This is a genomic window from Arthrobacter sp. UNC362MFTsu5.1, assembly GCF_000685965.1.
In the GTDB taxonomy this organism is placed as follows: Bacteria; Actinomycetota; Actinomycetes; order Actinomycetales; family Micrococcaceae; genus Arthrobacter.
In genome coordinates this window covers 85,472-100,630 of record NZ_JMLE01000004.1, presented here as the reverse complement: position 1 = coordinate 100,630, position 15,159 = coordinate 85,472, and the positions used below count along the sequence as shown (strand labels likewise).

Here is a 15,159-nt window from a genome sequence, read left to right as displayed (position 1 = left end):
CATGGAGTCACCGGTATAGACCGGTAGGCAGTATCAGGGCGAAACCACGGAATTTTTTCTGCCTTGGACGCCGATCAGATGGCCCATCGATTGGATTTGACTTGAAAACCTAGTCCGATTCGGTGGGGTCCGCCGACTCCCGGCAGCGCTGAAATGGTCGGCTCCACAATCCGCGGGATAGGGCCCATTGAGCCTCCGTTACGTGGCCGGCAGCGGGTTTTTTGGCGTGTTCTTTCTCACGATCGGTTCCCTTGCGGGCCGGACTGGAGCGTCAATAGCGTGGCACGGGACCGCGACGTACCAGCGAAGGACTGCAATGCCATCAGCACCCGCCAAGACGGACCCGCCCGCCCCCACAAAACCACCGGCAGGGAACCAGCCGGCCAACCGGGCCCCGGCAAACCGGCGCCGGTTCCTGACCGACGGACTCCGCTGGGACCTGCCGGCATCCCTTGTGGTGTTCCTGGTGGCCGTCCCGCTGTCCCTGGGCATCGCGGCCGCCTCGGGCGCCCCGGTCATGGCCGGCCTGATCGCAGCCGCCGTGGGCGGGATCGTCGCCGGAAGCCTGGGCGGCTCACCCCTGCAGGTCAGCGGACCCGCAGCCGGGCTGACAGTCATCGTCGCCGGCCTGATCGAACAATTCGGCTGGCCGGCCACCTGCGCCATCACGGCCGCGGCGGGCGTGCTCCAGGCGCTGCTCGGCCTGGCACGGGTGGGCCGAATTGCGCTGGCCATCGCACCGGTGGTGGTTCACGCCATGCTCGCCGGCATCGGCATCACTATCGTGCTGCAGCAGCTGCACGTGCTGCTCGGCGCCGAGTCCGCCAGCGAGGCCTGGGACAACATCATGGCCATGCCGGGCAGCATTTTCGCCGCGGACCTCGCCGCGGCGGTCCTCGGCGCGGTGGTCATCGCCGTGCTGCTCGGCTGGAAGCACCTTCCCGCGGCGGTACGCCGGGTTCCCGGGCCCCTGGTCGCCGTCATCGCGGCCACCGCCCTCTCCCTGCCCTTCAACGTGGACCGGATCACCTTCGACGGTTCCCTGCTGGCGGCGCTGTCCCTGCCCGAGATGCCCGGCGGGAACTGGACCGCCGTGGTGATTGGCGTGGTGACTGTGGCACTGATTGGCAGCGTCGAATCCCTGCTCTCCGCCGTGGCAGTAGACAAGATGCACCACGGACCGCGGACGGATTTCAACCGCGAACTCCTGGGACAGGGCGCCGCCAATGTGACCTCCGGAATGCTGGGCGGCCTGCCCGTCACCGGAGTGATCGTGCGGAGCGCCACCAACCTTGAAGCCGGTGCACGGACGCGCAAGTCGGCCATACTCCACGGCGTCTGGGTGCTGGTGTTCTCGCTGCTGCTGGCGGGACTCATCCAGCTGATTCCGCAGGCTGTCCTGGCGGGACTGTTGATCGTGATCGGCTCCCGCCTGGTCCGAGCGGCCGACATCCGGACCGCACGGCGGACCGGTGACCTCACCGTCTACGGCGTCACCCTGTTCTGCGTGGTGTTCATCAACCTCCTGGTGGGAGTGTTGACCGGCCTCGTCCTGGCCGTCGCCCTGGTTCTCTGGCGGGTGGCGCGGGCCAGCATCCATGCGGAACCGACAGGCGCCAGCGACGGCAACCGCTGGCGCGTGGTGATCGACGGGTCCTGCAGCTTCCTCTCGCTGCCGCGCCTGAGCACTGTCCTGGCCTCTGTTCCGGCCGGCACGCACGTGACCGTTGAGCTGGAGGTGGACTTCCTCGACCATCCCGTGCACGACACCCTTGAGGCCTGGCGGAACCGCCACGTGGGCAACGGCGGCACCGTGGTCATCGAGGAAAGCGGCACCGCTACGCTGCACGACGCCCAGGCGGGGCCGCCGAGCCGCGGCAGTTCGCGTTCGGCCCTGAGGAGCGGCTTCGCCCCGTGGCGCAGCTGGCAGCGACGGCTGATCGGGCAGGGCGCGGCAGGGCCGCAAGCTGCCGCGCCGGATGCTCCGGGACCGGACGCTGCGGGACCGCACGTTCCGGGGCCGCACGTTCCGGGACCCCTGCGTTCGGTACTGGATGGCGTGGACAACTACCACCGGCGGAACGCCCATCTGGTGCGTCCCCATGTGCAGGAGCTGTCCTCGTACCAGGATCCGGGCACCCTCTTCGTGGCCTGCTCGGATTCCCGCCTGGTGCCGAACCTCATCACCAGCAGCGGCCCGGGTGATCTCTTCACCGTACGGAACGTGGGCAATGTGGTGGGCGACGACGGCCGGGACGCCTCCATCGAGGCAGCACTGGAGTTTGCCCTCAACGAACTCTCGGTGGAATCGATTGTGGTCTGCGGGCATTCGGGCTGCGGTGCCATGACCGCCCTGTGGGCAGACCCGGACGGCGCTGTTGAACCTGATGGTGCTGTTGAACCTGACGGCGCTGTTGAACCTGATGGCGCGGGCGATCGAGGCGCCATCGACGTCTGGCTGGACCATGCCCGGCCAAGCCTGACGGCTTTCCGCAACGGACATCCCGTACAGGTGGCTGCAGCCGAGGCCGGTTACGGTGCCGTGGACCAGCTGGCCATGGTGAACGTTGCAGTCCAGCTCGACAGGCTCCAGGGCCACCCCGGGCTGCAGGAAGCGCTTAAGTCAGGACGCGTCCATGTTGCGGGGCTGTTCTACGACATCTCCACGGCCCGCGTCCTGCAGATCACGCCCGACGGCATCGGCCACCTGGACCCCGCTGCAAGCAGCCGCTGAACTGTGTGAGCCGGAACGGTCCGGGATTCAGGCGTTGGAGAACCACACGACGTGCGGTTCCCGACGGGCTGCGCGCGGAGCGGCGAGCCGCTCCGCGCGTGCCGCCTTGTCCACGTAGGCAGATTCCACACGGGCAGATTCGCGCCTCGCGGCAGCGGGCTTGGCCGGCTCAGGCCTTGCGGCCGCAGGCTTGGCCGGTTCGCGCCTCGCGGCCGCAGGCTTGGCCGGTTCAGGCCTGGCCGGGCGAGCACCCACAGGCTCAGCCCGGACAGCCTCAACCGCAACGGTCTTTTCAACCCTGACAATTTCCAGGGCCTCCACGTCCAGCAGCTTGCGCGCCCCGGTTCGCGAATCCACGATCCAGAACAGGTCCGTGGAAGGAATTGTCTCCGTCACGCTCCCCCGGTGGAACAGCCGGCCCTTGTGCCAGGCCTCAATTTCTTCCCCGACTGCCAAATCCGAACACGTCCGGATGGTTGAATTCCCGCTTGCTTCCACTGTGTGCCTCCCCTGGCGATGCTCCTGGGAACAGCTTCCCCCAACAAGATTGCGGCAACGTTTCCGGGCGGTGATCTTCCTGTGTCGCCTGCCGTGAACTGCCCTGTGAAGCTACGGAAGCACCAGCACGCCGTCCACGCGGCGCGGAATGCCGAGCGTGTTAGCTTCACGCAGGGCAGGATGCAGCACTGCTTCGGGAGCCTCCTGATAGGCAACGGGACGCTGGAAGCGGCGCACCGCCGTCGCCCCCACCGAGGTGAACAGCGACGTGGTGGCCGGGTACGGCCCGCCGTGCTGCTGCGCCCAGTTCACCGCAACGCCGGTGGGCCAGCCGTCGAACAGCACACGGCCGGCGAGGCCGGAGAGCAGCTCCACCAGGCCGGAAACATCCTCGCCCGGCTCCGCGTGGACGGTGGCCGTCAGGCTGCCGGGCACCACGGCAAGGGCTTCGGCCAACTCGTCCTGGTCCGAGTATTCGATCAGCAGCGTGGTGGGCCCGAAGCACTCCTCCAGCAGTTCCTCCGGGCGCTCCAGTACGTTTGCCGCGGAGGTCAGGAACACCACCGGGGCGGCACCGTCTGCAGCCGCGTCCTGCTCCACCGAACCGCTGACCACCTCGACGGCTGCCGCGCCCGCGGCATCGGTCAGTCCAGCCACCGCCTGCAGTCCGTCCGGGTAGGCCTCGGCGATGCGCTCCGTCAGCATGGGCGCGGCCGCCTTGTCCTTGGTGGCTTCGGCCAGCAGCGCCGGGAAGTCGGTGCCGGCCGGGATGAACACGAGCCCCGGTTTGGTGCAGAACTGCCCGGCGCCGAGGGTGAAGGACCCTGCGAGGCCTGCGGCCAGCTCGCCGTCCCGGGCCCGCAGCGCTGCGGCGGTGACCACCACGGGGTTGAGGCTGCCGAGTTCGCCGTAGAACGGGATGGGCTCGGGCCGGGAAACGGCCAGGTCGAACAGCGCCCGGCCGCCGGGAATGGATCCGGTGAAGCCCACGGCTTTGATCGCCGGATCCTGCACCAGCGCGGTGCCGGCTTCCCGGCCGCTGACCAGCGCGAACAGGCCGTCGGGGGCACCGGCCGCAGCCAGCGCCGCCGTGACGATGTCCGCCGTCCGCTCTGACAGCCTGAGGTGGCCGGAGTGGGCCTTCACAATCACGGAACAGCCGACGGCGAGGGCAGACGCCGTGTCACCGCCCGCCACCGAGAACGCGAAAGGGAAGTTCGACGCCGAGAACACAGCCACGGGGCCGATCGGCTTCAGCAGCCGCCGCAGGTCCGGTTTGGGCGGCGTGGCCGAGGGATCGGCATGGTCGATCACCGCTTCCAGGTAGGAGCCTTCGGTGATCACCGCGGCGAAAAGCCGCAGCTGGCCGGTGGTGCGGGCTACCTCGCCGGTCAGCCGTGCGGCACCCAGCCGGGTTTCCGCATCGGCGATGGCCACCAGTTCGGTCACGTTGGCGTCCAGGGCGTCGGCGACGGCGTGCAGCCAACGGGACCGTTCGACGTCGGACGCTGCAGCGGCCGCTTTGGCCGCCCGGGTGGCGGCGGCCGTCAGGGCCGTGAGGTCGAGGGTTGCAGTTGTCACAGTAATTTCCTGTCCTGGTGGTCGGAGGGGTCCGAGAAAGCGAACCCCAGCCCGGGCCGGCCGGCAAGCGTGAGCCGGCTGTTGCTGACGTGCACGGGCGAGGGCGCGTCCAGTATGCCGAGCTGTTCGAAGGAGGCGTCCTCGACGTCCTCCACCAGGGTGGGCTCGGCCATGGTCAAGGCGAGCTGGCCGGAGAGCTCCGGCAGCAGGTGCGGCAGGACCCTGATGCTGTGCGTGCGGGCAAGTTCCACGATGCGCCGGAACGGGGTGATGCCGCCGACGCGGATGATGTTGGGCTGGATGATGTCCACCGCGCCGGCTTCGATGAAGTCGCGGAAGCGGTAGATGGTGTGCAGGTTCTCGCCCAGCGCGATGGGCACCGGCGAGTGTTGGCGGAGCCTGCGGTAGGCCCAGAGATCGTCCGCGCGGAGCGGTTCTTCCAGCCATTCGAGGCCGAACTCCGCCAGCACGTCCAGGGCCCGGAAGGTGGCGGGCAGGTCCCAGCGCTGGTTGGCGTCGATCATGAGCTTGCGGTCGGGCCCCAGGACCTTGCGGACGGCGGCCACGCGCTCGGCGTCCTCCCGGATGTCCGGCTTTCCCACCTTGATCTTGACGGCGTTATGCCCGGCGGCAACCCAGCGCTCCACCTGGTCCACGAGCTCCCCGAGTGAATAGTGCAGGTTCACGCCGGAGCCATACACCTCCACGGAATCCTGGCGCTGGCCCAGCAGCCCGGTCACCGAGGTTCCGGCGCGCCGTGCCTGCAGGTCCCACAACGCAAGGTCAACGCCGGCCATGGCGATGGTGGTCAGTCCCCCGCCGCCGGCTTCGTGCAGCCGCTTCCACAGCTGGTCCCACACTCCTTCGGGATTCGCGTCGAGCCCCCTGATGAAAGGCGCGACGTCGAAGTCGAGGAGGGCTTTGACCGCTTGCGGGCCGATGGTGGGCGTCCAGGAGAAGCCATGGCCGGTGCCGCCGTCGTCCGTTTGGAGTTCGGTGACGATCACATGGTTTTCCGGCGCCTCCGCGCCCCAGCTCCGCAGGAGCGGAACGGTCAGGATGCGGCTGGACAGACCCGTGATGAGCGGTGCGGTGCGGACCGCATCGGCAACTGGGGCTTCGGCAAGCTGGGCTCCGGCAACTGGCGAACCCATTAGCGGCCGGCCAGCTCGTAGCCCTTGGCCAGGATGGACTTGAGCTGGACGAGTTGTTCCTCGGTGGGGTCAACGAGCGGGGCGCGGACCGGACCGACCGGCAGGCCGCCCAGGCGCAGTCCGGCCTTGATCAGGGAGACGCCGAACCCCGGGGTCTGGTCGCGGAGGCGGACCAGCGGCGCGTAGAAGCCGTCCAGCAGGGCGTGCCGGCGGTCCTCGTCGCCGGAGATGTAGGCGTCGTAGTAGGCCTTGGCGATCTCCGGTGCCATGGCGAACGCGGCGGAGGAATAGAGCGGGATGCCCAGGCCGCGGTAGGCGCCCTGGGTCAGTTCCGCGGTGAGCAGGCCGTTGAAGAGCAGGAAGTCCTCGCGGCCGGTGGCGTTGATGGCGCTGACGATTTCCTGGGCGAGGCCAACGTCGCCCAGGCCGTCCTTGAAGCCGATCACCTTGGGGTTGGCTGCCAGGCGGGTCATGGAGGCGGCCGTGTACTTGGCGTTGCCGCGGTGGTAGACGATCACCGGCAGGCTGCTGGCCGAGGCCACTGCCTCGATGTACGCCACCAGGCCGTCGGTGGGGCCGGTCACCAGGTACGGCGGAAGGACCAGCAGCGCGTCCGCTCCCGCTTCCTCGGCCACCCGGGCGGCGGCCAGCGCATGGCCCAGCGGACCGCCGGCACCGGCCACCACCGGCACCTGTCCCGCAACGGCCTCGACGGCGGCGGTCACCACGGTGCGCACCTCGTCGAGGCTCAGCGCATGGAACTCGCCGGTGCCGCAGGCCGGAAACACGCCGCCCGGCCCGTGCGGCAGGCGGGACGTGATGTGCTCCTTGAGGATGTCCACGTCCACGGCCCCTTCCGGTGTGAAGGGCGTGACGGGGAAGAACAGTACGCCGTCGAATTTCATCGGGTCTCCTTTGATCCTGTGCCTGCCGCGACCAGCACGGCAGGGGTCTCGTCGTTGAGGGTGGTGTCAGTCTTCAGCTCGGTCCGCCAGCTTCGCCGGGGCTCCCAGCCGAGCAGTTCGCGGGCCTTGGCAATCGAAAAGGCCGGGCTGGTGCCGGTGAGTCCGGCCGCAAGCTCCGAGCTGCCGGGCAGGAACCGCGGCATCAGTTCGGCTAGCGGTGCGGTGGCCAGCGCGTCGGCGGCGCCCACGAAGAAGGTTTCCCCGTTGGGGATGGTGTCCATCTTCTGCAGGAGCACGTCCAGGAAATCGGCGACGTCGCGGGCGTCCACGTAGTTGAAGAGCGCCGGTGCGGACAGGGCGGGGTCGGCCAGGCGTTCGGCCACGGTGTGGCCCTGCTGGGTGGGTGCCCCGTCCCATTCCTCGGGCGAGATCACATAGCAGGGCCGGAAGGCCGCGTAGCGGATGGCATCTCCCTGGGCAGCGGCGAACATCTGCACTGTCTGCTCGGCAATGAGCTTGGACAGCGCGTAGGCGTTCCACGGTTTGGGGGTGGTGCGTTCGTCCACCGGGAAGCCCTCCGGCAGCCAGCCGGCCGGCGAACCGTACCCCAGCACGGTGGGGCTGCTTGCGGTGACGATCTTGCCGATGCGCAGTTCGGTCGCCGCACTGACGACGGCGTATGCCAGCCTCGTGTTGGTGCTGAAGATGACGTCTTCCGGCGCGCTGAACGGTACGGCGATCGCCGCAAGGTGGACGACGGCGTCGGGCGCTGTTTCGCGCAGGAGGCGCACCGCCTCCCCCGGCGCCAGGAGGTCGGCTGTGTGCTGCTCAACGCCGTCGGGCAGCTGGGCCGCGGGGACAGCGTCCCGGTCCACGGAGATGACGTAGTGGCCTGCGGCGGCGAGGCCGGCAACAACGCTGCGCCCCAGCCTGCCGGAGCCGCCGGTAACAAAAATCCTGCTCATGGTGATCTGGTCCTTACTCGGTCTGGGGGTCAGGTCACTGGGCACGGGTCGACGCCGGCCCGGTCGACGCCGATCGGGCCGCCGGCCGGGCGGCCCGGCGGAGGTCGGCGCCGAGTCCCAGGTCCGCGGTGCGGACCGGCAGCCCGGACTCCAGGGACGCATTGCCGGCAATGCCGACTGAAACGGAACGGAGGCCGTCGAGGTAGCCGGACGGACGGCCCAGCGGGTCCTCGCCGGGGCCGTTGAAGAGATCGGACAGGAGGAGCTCGTCGCCGCCGCCGTGGCCGCCTTCGCCGTTGACGATCGGCACTTCATAGGCCGCCTCCCAATGCCGCTGGACCACCAGCCGTTCACCGTTGCGGCGGACCGCGTCGTCTTCATCGACCGGCGTCGCGGAGGGATCCACCACGGTCTTCTTGTCGGTGCTGTGCACCACCGCTGCGCGTTCCACCACTTCGAGTTCGGCGCGGCCCTCGGTGCCGTTGACGGCCACGCGGTAGCCCTCCCACGGGCTGTGCGCATTGAGCGAGTAGCTGAGGACGGGACCGCCCTGGTAGTCCACCACCAGCGCCAGGTTGTCCTCGATGGTGATGCCGGCCGTGAAGACGTCCTGGTCGCGGCGGTAGCCGTCGTAATGCTCGTTGTCCAGGAACAGCGCCTTGAGCCGCTCGTCTTCACGCAGGTCCAGCGCGAAGGGGTCCCGGACCTCCGTGTCCACGGTTCCCCGCTCCGGACGGGGGCCCAGGCCGCGCTCGGCGGCGTTCGTGTCGCCGTAAAACTTCAGTCCGCCGGATGCGAAAACGCGCTCCGGCACATCGTCGATCCACCAGTTGACCAGGTCGAAGTGGTGGGAGGCTTTGTGGATCAGCAGGCCGCCGGAGTTCTTCTTTTCGCGGTGCCAGCGGCGGAAGTAGTCGGCGCCGTGGACCGTGTCCAGGACCCAGCTGAAGTCGATGGACGTGACCTTGCCGATCACGCCGCTCTGGATGATCTCCTTCAGCGCGCTGTTGCGCGGCGAGTAGCGGTAGTTGAAGGTGACCACCACGTTCCGGCCAGTCTCTTCCACCGCCTTGGTGATCCGGCGGCAGCCTTCGGCGTCGATGGTCAGCGGCTTTTCGACGACGACGTCGGCACCGGCCTCGAGGCCTTCCACGATGTAGTCGGCGTGGGTGTAGTCCGGCGTGGTCACCACGACCCGGTCAATGTCGTTGGCCCGGATGAAGGCGGTCAGATCGGCGGGATCGAAGGCCGCGACAGGACCCGGAGCGCCGAGTTCCTGGATGAGTTTCTGGTAGAACTCCACGCGGCCGGGGTTCACGTCGGAGAAGGCCACCAGTTCGGCGGTATCCGAGTGCTTGCCGAAGATGGCACGGATGTACATCTCGGACCGGCCCCCGGTGCCGATCAGCGCGATGCGCGCTTTGCGGACGGGGTGGGCGGAGACAGAGCCGGCGGCTGCGGCTGCTGTCCCGCTGGCTGCTGTCCCGCTGGCTGTTGTGCCGTCGGCTGCGACGGTGCTGCCCGGAGTGACGGTATTGGCGGTGTTGCCCATTGCGGTGTAACCCTTTCGGAAGGCAGGAACGCTGGCCGCTTGACGGCCGGTAGTGGTGCGGTGAGAATTGTGAGAAAGCGTTTTCTCGGAGCGTTATAAGCTTTGTATCAAGACTCTGGCGGTCCCGTCAACCATCCCCCGAACGGGGAGGCCCGAACGGGAAGACAAATCCGGCAGGGGTCGGAGAAGCCCGGAAAGGGGCAGCATTGGGCAGGAGAGCCACCACCCGGCGAATCGGCATTGCCGACGTCGCCCTCAAGGCCGGCGTTTCGCACGCCACCGTGTCGCGTGTCATGAACGGCAACTTCACGGTTGACCCCACCATCGCCGAGCGGGTCCGGGCGGCCGCAACCGAGCTGAACTACCAGCCGAACCCGGTGGGCCGCAGCCTGGCGCTGGGCAAAACGGACACCATCGGGATCGTGGTGCCGGACCTCTCCAACCCCACTTTCCAGGCCATCCTCCGCGGCCTCAGCATGGCGGCCGCCCAGGATGGCTACCGCGTCCTGATCGCCGATTCGTCCGAGGTGTCAAGCGAGGAGGCCATCCTCGCGGGCGAGGCGCGCCGCCGCTGCGACGGCCTGGTGCTGTGCGCGCCGCGCATGGCCGACGCCGAACTGGAAGAGCTGGCGCCGTCACTCCAGCCCATGGTGCTGATCAACCGCACCACCGTGGACACCCATACGCCGAGCCTTATGGTGGACTACGGCCAGGGAATCCAGGAACTGGCCGAGCACCTCGTGGGCCTGGGCCATACGCGCCTCGCCTTCCTGGCCGGTCCTGCCCGGAGCGCGTCCAACGGCCTGCGCCTCGCGGGCCTGGCAAAGTTCACGGCGGCCCACCCGGGGATTGAGCTGCAAATGCTCGACGGCGGTTCCACCTTCGAGGCAGGGCACCAGTCAGTGGATGCCGTTCTGGCAAGCGGCGCCACCGGCATCCTGGCCTTCAACGACCTCGTGGCCATGGGCCTGCTGAGCGGACTCCACGAGCGCGGGATCCGGGTCCCTGACGACATGTCCGTCACCGGCTTCGACGACATTCCGTTTGCCCGCTACACCACCCCGACACTCACCACGGCGGCGGTTCCCATCACCGAACTTGGCCAGCAGGCGTGGCACCGGATGCGGGACCTGATCCGCCAGGTCCCCTCCGACGCACCCGCCGGGGGGCCCACGGTATTCGAACCGAAGCTCGAAGTCCGCAGCAGCTCAGGAACCGCACCCGCGACCAACTAACTCCCGCCGGGCGGGGCCAGCAGCACGTCGACGAGCTGGGACAGGCCCTCCGCCATGTCGACGTTTTTGTCGTAGAGCCACTGCAACTGCAGGCCGTCGAAGGCCGCCACCACCAGCCGGGCCAGCATGGTGGCGGACACGTCCGTGCGCACTTCGCCGGCACCCTGGCGCCGGCCGATGTCCTCGGCCAGGTCCGCCACCACCTGGGCATAGCGTTCCTGGAAATAGGGGTGGGAGTCATGCCCCGGATCATTTGCCGTCGCCGAGGCCACGGCATAGAGCGTGGTCAGCCCCGGCTCCTTGCGGTTGCGCTCAGCGATCAGCGCCAACAGCTGAAGGCCCGCTTCCTCCTGGTCACTGACGGCCAGGCTCCGCCGGTCCCGCTCAGCCAGCACGGCCGTCAGCAGTTCCTGTTTGCCCCGGAAGTAGTGGAACAGAGTGGCCTCCTTGACCCCCACCAGCTCCGCTACGCGCTTGAGCGCGGTCCCTTCGAAGCCTTCCGTGGCAAAAACATCAGTGGCCGTCTGGATGATCTGTTCGCGGCGTTCCGCTCCCTTTGCGTACTGGCCGCGTGGCTTCGACGTTGACATTGAGTCAGTGTATTTCACTTTTTTCAGCGAAAATCTAGTCACACTCGGTTTTTGTCGCTACCATCGTTCTCAGGACCCAACGGAGGGTCACTTTTCGTCAGGAGGCAACGTGGCCGTCAAGACCATTCCCCAGGATTCCGAGGCTTCTCCGGCCAGCGGAACACAGATCAGCAGTACTTCAACAAGCACCATCGCTCCGGGTACACCGCCCGCTGCGGCACAGACCAAGGCCCCGCGTGCCTACGTCATCGGCATGCCCATCGCCAGCGCGGGACTCTGGATGGCGGTCCTGGCACCGGCCCTGGTGGTCCTGGCCATCAAGGTCTCAGAAATCACCACGCCGGACACCCGCGCCGGGGCACTGAGCCTCGTGGCCGGCGTCGGCGCCCTGGTTGCCCTGCTCGCCAACCCGTTCTTCGGCAGGCTGAGCGACCGCACCACGTCGCGGTTCGGCATGCGCAAACCGTGGATCGTCGGCGGCTCGCTCCTGGGCCTCGCCTCCCTCTTCCTGCTGGGTTCAGCCACGGGTGTTGCGGGCGTGCTGGTTGCCTGGGTCATCGCCCAGCTTGGCTTCAACGCCGCCCTGGCAGCACTTGTGGCAACGCTTCCGGACCAGGCCGCGCCGGCTGAGCGCGGGCGCCTGTCCGGCCTGATCGGCATGACCCTTCCGATCGGCCTCGTGGCCGCCGCCTTCTTCGCGCAAATGTTCGATAACGCGCTGCAGATGGCCGTTGTGCCCGGAATCGTCGGCACCGCAGTGGCCATCGCTTTCGCCTTCACCTTCAAGGACCGCGTGCTGACGGAAAAGCCCGCCCCGCTGAACCTCAAGGAAATCCTGGGTTCCTTCTACTTCAATCCCCGCCTCTACCCCGGCCTGGGCTGGGCCTGGCTTACCAAGTTCATGGTGTACATCGGCTACTGCGCCGGCCTGCTCTACCTGCCGTACTTCTTCACCGACCACCTGCACGTGGCTGAATCACAGGTCACCAGCCTGGTGTTCCAGGCCACGCTGGTCAGCTCCGCCGGTACGGTGGCCACCAGCCTCGCCGGCGGCTGGATCAGCGACCGCATCGGCAAGCGCAAAGGCATGGTGATCATCTCCGCCCTGATCATGATGGTGGGCCTGATTGTCATTGCCACCAGCAGCACCACCGGCCAGGTCCTGGTGGGCCAGGCGATCGCCGGACTGGGCCTTGGCTGCTTCAGCGCCGTGGACGTCGCCCTCATTACCGACCTCCTGCCCGGAAGCCAGGGCGACAACGCCAAGACCTTCGGCGTCTTCAACATCGCCCAGGCTCTCCCCCAGTCCTTGGTGCCCGCCGTCGCCTTCCCGGTCATTGCATTCGGCGGCTACCCCGCCCTGTTCCTCGGCGGTGCGGCCATCGGCATCATCGGCGCCGTCCTCGTCATCCGCATCAAAGGAGTCAAGTAAATGAATCCCGCACTCTCACCGGCCGCGCTGGCCCCGGCACCGGATTCCCCGGACGCCGAGGCCCGGATCCGCGAACTCGCCCGCAGCCTCACCCTCGAACAGCAGGCACAGCTGCTGACAGGTGCGGATGTCTGGTCCACCCATGCGATTCCGGAAATCGGACTGAGCCGCGTGGTGATGTCCGACGGCCCCGCCGGGGTCCGCGGTGAAGACTTCGATGAGCGCCACGACTCCGTCTCCCTGCCGTCGTCGTCCGCGTTGTCCGCCACCTGGAGCGTCGAAACGGCGCGCCGCTACGGCCAGGTCCTGGGCCAGGAGGCACGCCGCAAGGGCGTGCACGCCGTCCTGGGCCCCACCATCAACCTGCACCGCTCCCCGCTGGGCGGCCGGCACTTCGAATGCATGAGCGAGGATCCGCGGCTGACCGCAACCATGGCCGCCGGGTATGTTGCCGGCGTGCAGTCCATGGGTGTGGGCGCAACCCCCAAGCACTACCTGGCCAACGAGGCCGAGACGGACCGCTTCACCGCAGACTCGGTAGTGGACGAACGTCCGCTGCGCGAGCTCTACCTGGCGGCCTTCGAAGACGCCATCACCGAAGCCCGCGCGTGGCTGGTGATGAGCTCCTACAACTCCATCAACGGCACCACCGCGAGCGAAAACAAGCTGCTCGAAACCCCGCTGTCCACGGAATGGGGTTTCAACGGCGTAGTGGTCTCGGACTGGACCGGCGTGCGCTCGGTGGATGCGGCGAACGCCCACCAGGACCTGGAAATGCCGGGACCTGTCGGGCACTGGGGCCCCAAGCTGCTGGCCGCCGTCAAGGACGGCCGCGTCAGCCGCGACGCCATCGTGGAGAAAGTCACCCGCATCCTGCGGCTGGCGGCACGCGTCGGCTCCCTCGAAGGTTTCACGCCTGCAGTGACCGAGCTCCCCGCCCAGCTGAACGGCGCCGCCGTCGCCCGTGAAGTGGCTGTGCGCGGCGCTGTGCTGGTCCGCAACGAAGGCGGCCTCCTGCCGCTCGACGCCACGAAGCTCGGCAGTGTGGCGGTCATCGGCCACAACGCCGAGGAAGCACGCACGCAGGGCGGCGGCAGCGCCACCGTGATGCCCAAGTACACCGTCTCGCCCCTGCAGGGCCTCCGCAAGGCACTGCCCGACGACGTCAAGGTCACCTATGTCCGCGGCGCCAAGGTGGCCGAGGGCCTCCAGGCCTTCCCCCGCACCTCGCTCCGAAACCCGGTCTCCGGTGTTCCCGGAATCCGCGTGACGTTCCTTGCCGCTGACGGCAGCGAGATTTTCGGCGAAGACCGCCTCGCCTCGCACCTGATCTGGTTCGGCATCGGAATTCCCGCTGGCGCCGCTTCCATCCGGATGGAGGCCGACTGGACTGCCGACACGGCGGGCGTCCACCACCTGGGCGTCGGCACCGTGGGCCAGATCCGGCTGGCGCTTGACGGAGCCGAGGTGTTCAACAGCGAGCTCGAAGACGACACCGACGTCCTCGGCGCCGCCTTGTTCGATCCGCCCAAGACCGTCCATGCCATCGAAACAGCCGCCGGCCAGAGCGTCCGGATCGAGGCCGAATACCAGCTGCCCAAAGAACAGGTCATCCCCTTCACCGCCATCCTGCTGGGTGAGGAAACCGTGGTGGCGGACCCGCAGTCGGAGATCGACGCCGCCGTGGAAGCCGCCCGCGCAGCGGACGTCGCCGTTGTGGTGGTTGGCACCAACGCGGCCATCGAGTCGGAAGGCTTCGACCGCAAGGACCTGGACCTCCCCGGCCTGCAGAACCAGCTGGTGGAAGCCGTGGCCGCCGTGAATCCGCGCACCGTGGTGGTGGTGAACTCCGGATCGCCCGTGCTCATGCCGTGGCTGGACAAGGTGGGCGCGGTACTGCTGGGCTGGTTCGGCGGCCAGGAATTCGGCACTGCCATCGCCGACATCCTGCTGGGCACGGAGGAACCGGGCGGGCGCCTGCCCACCACGTGGCCGGCAGCGCTGGCGGATGTCCCCGTCCTCAACACCACGCCGGTGGACGGCAAGGTGGTCTACTCGGAGGGCATCCACGTGGGCTACCGGGCATGGCTCAAGCAGGAAGCCGCGGGCGGGGCCGCTCCGGCGCTGCCGTTCGGCTTCGGGCTGGGCTACACCACCTTTGAGCTGGGCACCGCCCACGCACCGCAGTACGTGAGCGCCGGCCAGGACGTTGTGCTGCACGTCCCGGTCCGTAACACCGGCACACGCACCGGCCGCGAAGTGGTCCAGGTGTACCTCGACCGTGCGGAGTCCGCCGTGGAGCGGCCGGTCCGCTGGCTGGCCGGCTACGCCGGAACGCACCTGGCGCCGGCAGGAACGGACAGCGTTGAAGTCCGTATCCCGGCCAAGGCCTTCGGGCATTACGACGGCGGCTGGCAGTTCGAGCAGGGCACGTTCCGCCTGCTGGTGGGCCGGCACTCGGCCGACGACTTCCAGACGCTGGAGATCGAGCTGCGCTAACTGAGCTGTCCGGG

General features: G+C 68.3%; 11 protein-coding genes. 4 read left to right on the top strand and 7 right to left on the bottom strand.

The annotated features are described in order from the left end of the window. Positions 1-316: 316 nt before the first annotated feature. Entirely contained in the window at positions 317-2,734 is a 2,418-nt protein-coding gene (locus tag BS38_RS0105875; RefSeq protein ID WP_028269953.1) for a SulP family inorganic anion transporter, read from the top strand. A 27-nt stretch (positions 2,735-2,761) separates the two neighbouring features. On the opposite strand, the gene BS38_RS27580 is transcribed toward BS38_RS0105875, so the two are convergent. The 6 genes from BS38_RS27580 to BS38_RS24500 form a co-directional block, all read right to left on the bottom strand. Further along, complete coding sequence (locus BS38_RS27580) at positions 2,762-3,130, bottom strand: hypothetical protein (protein ID WP_231511104.1); 369 nt, start codon at positions 3,128-3,130, stop codon at positions 2,762-2,764. Positions 3,131-3,343: 213 nt separating this feature from the next. Beyond that, entirely contained in the window at positions 3,344-4,813 is a 1,470-nt protein-coding gene (locus BS38_RS0105865) for an aldehyde dehydrogenase (NADP(+)) (protein WP_028269951.1), read from the bottom strand. Further along, on the bottom strand, positions 4,810-5,967 hold the full coding sequence (locus BS38_RS0105860) for a mandelate racemase/muconate lactonizing enzyme family protein (RefSeq protein WP_028269950.1): 1,158 nt from the start codon (positions 5,965-5,967) through the stop codon (positions 4,810-4,812). Before BS38_RS0105860 ends, BS38_RS0105865 begins: the two co-directional genes overlap by 4 nt. Continuing rightward, the gene (locus BS38_RS0105855; protein WP_028269949.1) at positions 5,967-6,872 is read right to left on the bottom strand and encodes a 5-dehydro-4-deoxyglucarate dehydratase; all 906 of its coding nucleotides are present in this window, start codon (positions 6,870-6,872) and stop codon (positions 5,967-5,969) included. The genes BS38_RS0105860 and BS38_RS0105855 overlap by 1 nt, the downstream gene beginning before the upstream one ends. Continuing rightward, positions 6,869-7,837, bottom strand: a complete 969-nt coding sequence (locus BS38_RS0105850) for an NAD-dependent epimerase/dehydratase family protein (protein WP_028269948.1) — start codon at positions 7,835-7,837, stop codon at positions 6,869-6,871. Before BS38_RS0105850 ends, BS38_RS0105855 begins: the two co-directional genes overlap by 4 nt. A gap of 34 nt (positions 7,838-7,871) precedes the next feature. Further along, the gene (locus tag BS38_RS24500; protein WP_051628750.1) at positions 7,872-9,389 is read right to left on the bottom strand and encodes a Gfo/Idh/MocA family protein; all 1,518 of its coding nucleotides are present in this window, start codon (positions 9,387-9,389) and stop codon (positions 7,872-7,874) included. Between the two features lie 206 nt (positions 9,390-9,595). Here BS38_RS24500 and BS38_RS0105840 point away from each other — a divergent pair, with 206 nt between their 5' ends. Beyond that, the gene (locus BS38_RS0105840) at positions 9,596-10,624 is read left to right on the top strand and encodes a LacI family DNA-binding transcriptional regulator (protein ID WP_028269947.1); all 1,029 of its coding nucleotides are present in this window, start codon (positions 9,596-9,598) and stop codon (positions 10,622-10,624) included. Here the strand turns inward: BS38_RS0105840 and BS38_RS0105835 are convergent. Beyond that, the gene (locus tag BS38_RS0105835; protein ID WP_043437838.1) at positions 10,621-11,214 is read right to left on the bottom strand and encodes a TetR/AcrR family transcriptional regulator; all 594 of its coding nucleotides are present in this window, start codon (positions 11,212-11,214) and stop codon (positions 10,621-10,623) included. The genes BS38_RS0105840 and BS38_RS0105835 overlap by 4 nt on opposite strands. 109 nt (positions 11,215-11,323) lie before the next feature. On the opposite strand from BS38_RS0105835, the gene BS38_RS0105830 reads away from it, so the two are divergent. Then, entirely contained in the window at positions 11,324-12,646 is a 1,323-nt protein-coding gene (locus BS38_RS0105830) for an MFS transporter (RefSeq protein WP_231511103.1), read from the top strand. Then, complete coding sequence (locus BS38_RS0105825) at positions 12,647-15,145, top strand: beta-glucosidase family protein (protein ID WP_028269944.1); 2,499 nt, start codon at positions 12,647-12,649, stop codon at positions 15,143-15,145. Positions 15,146-15,159: the final 14 nt, after the last annotated feature.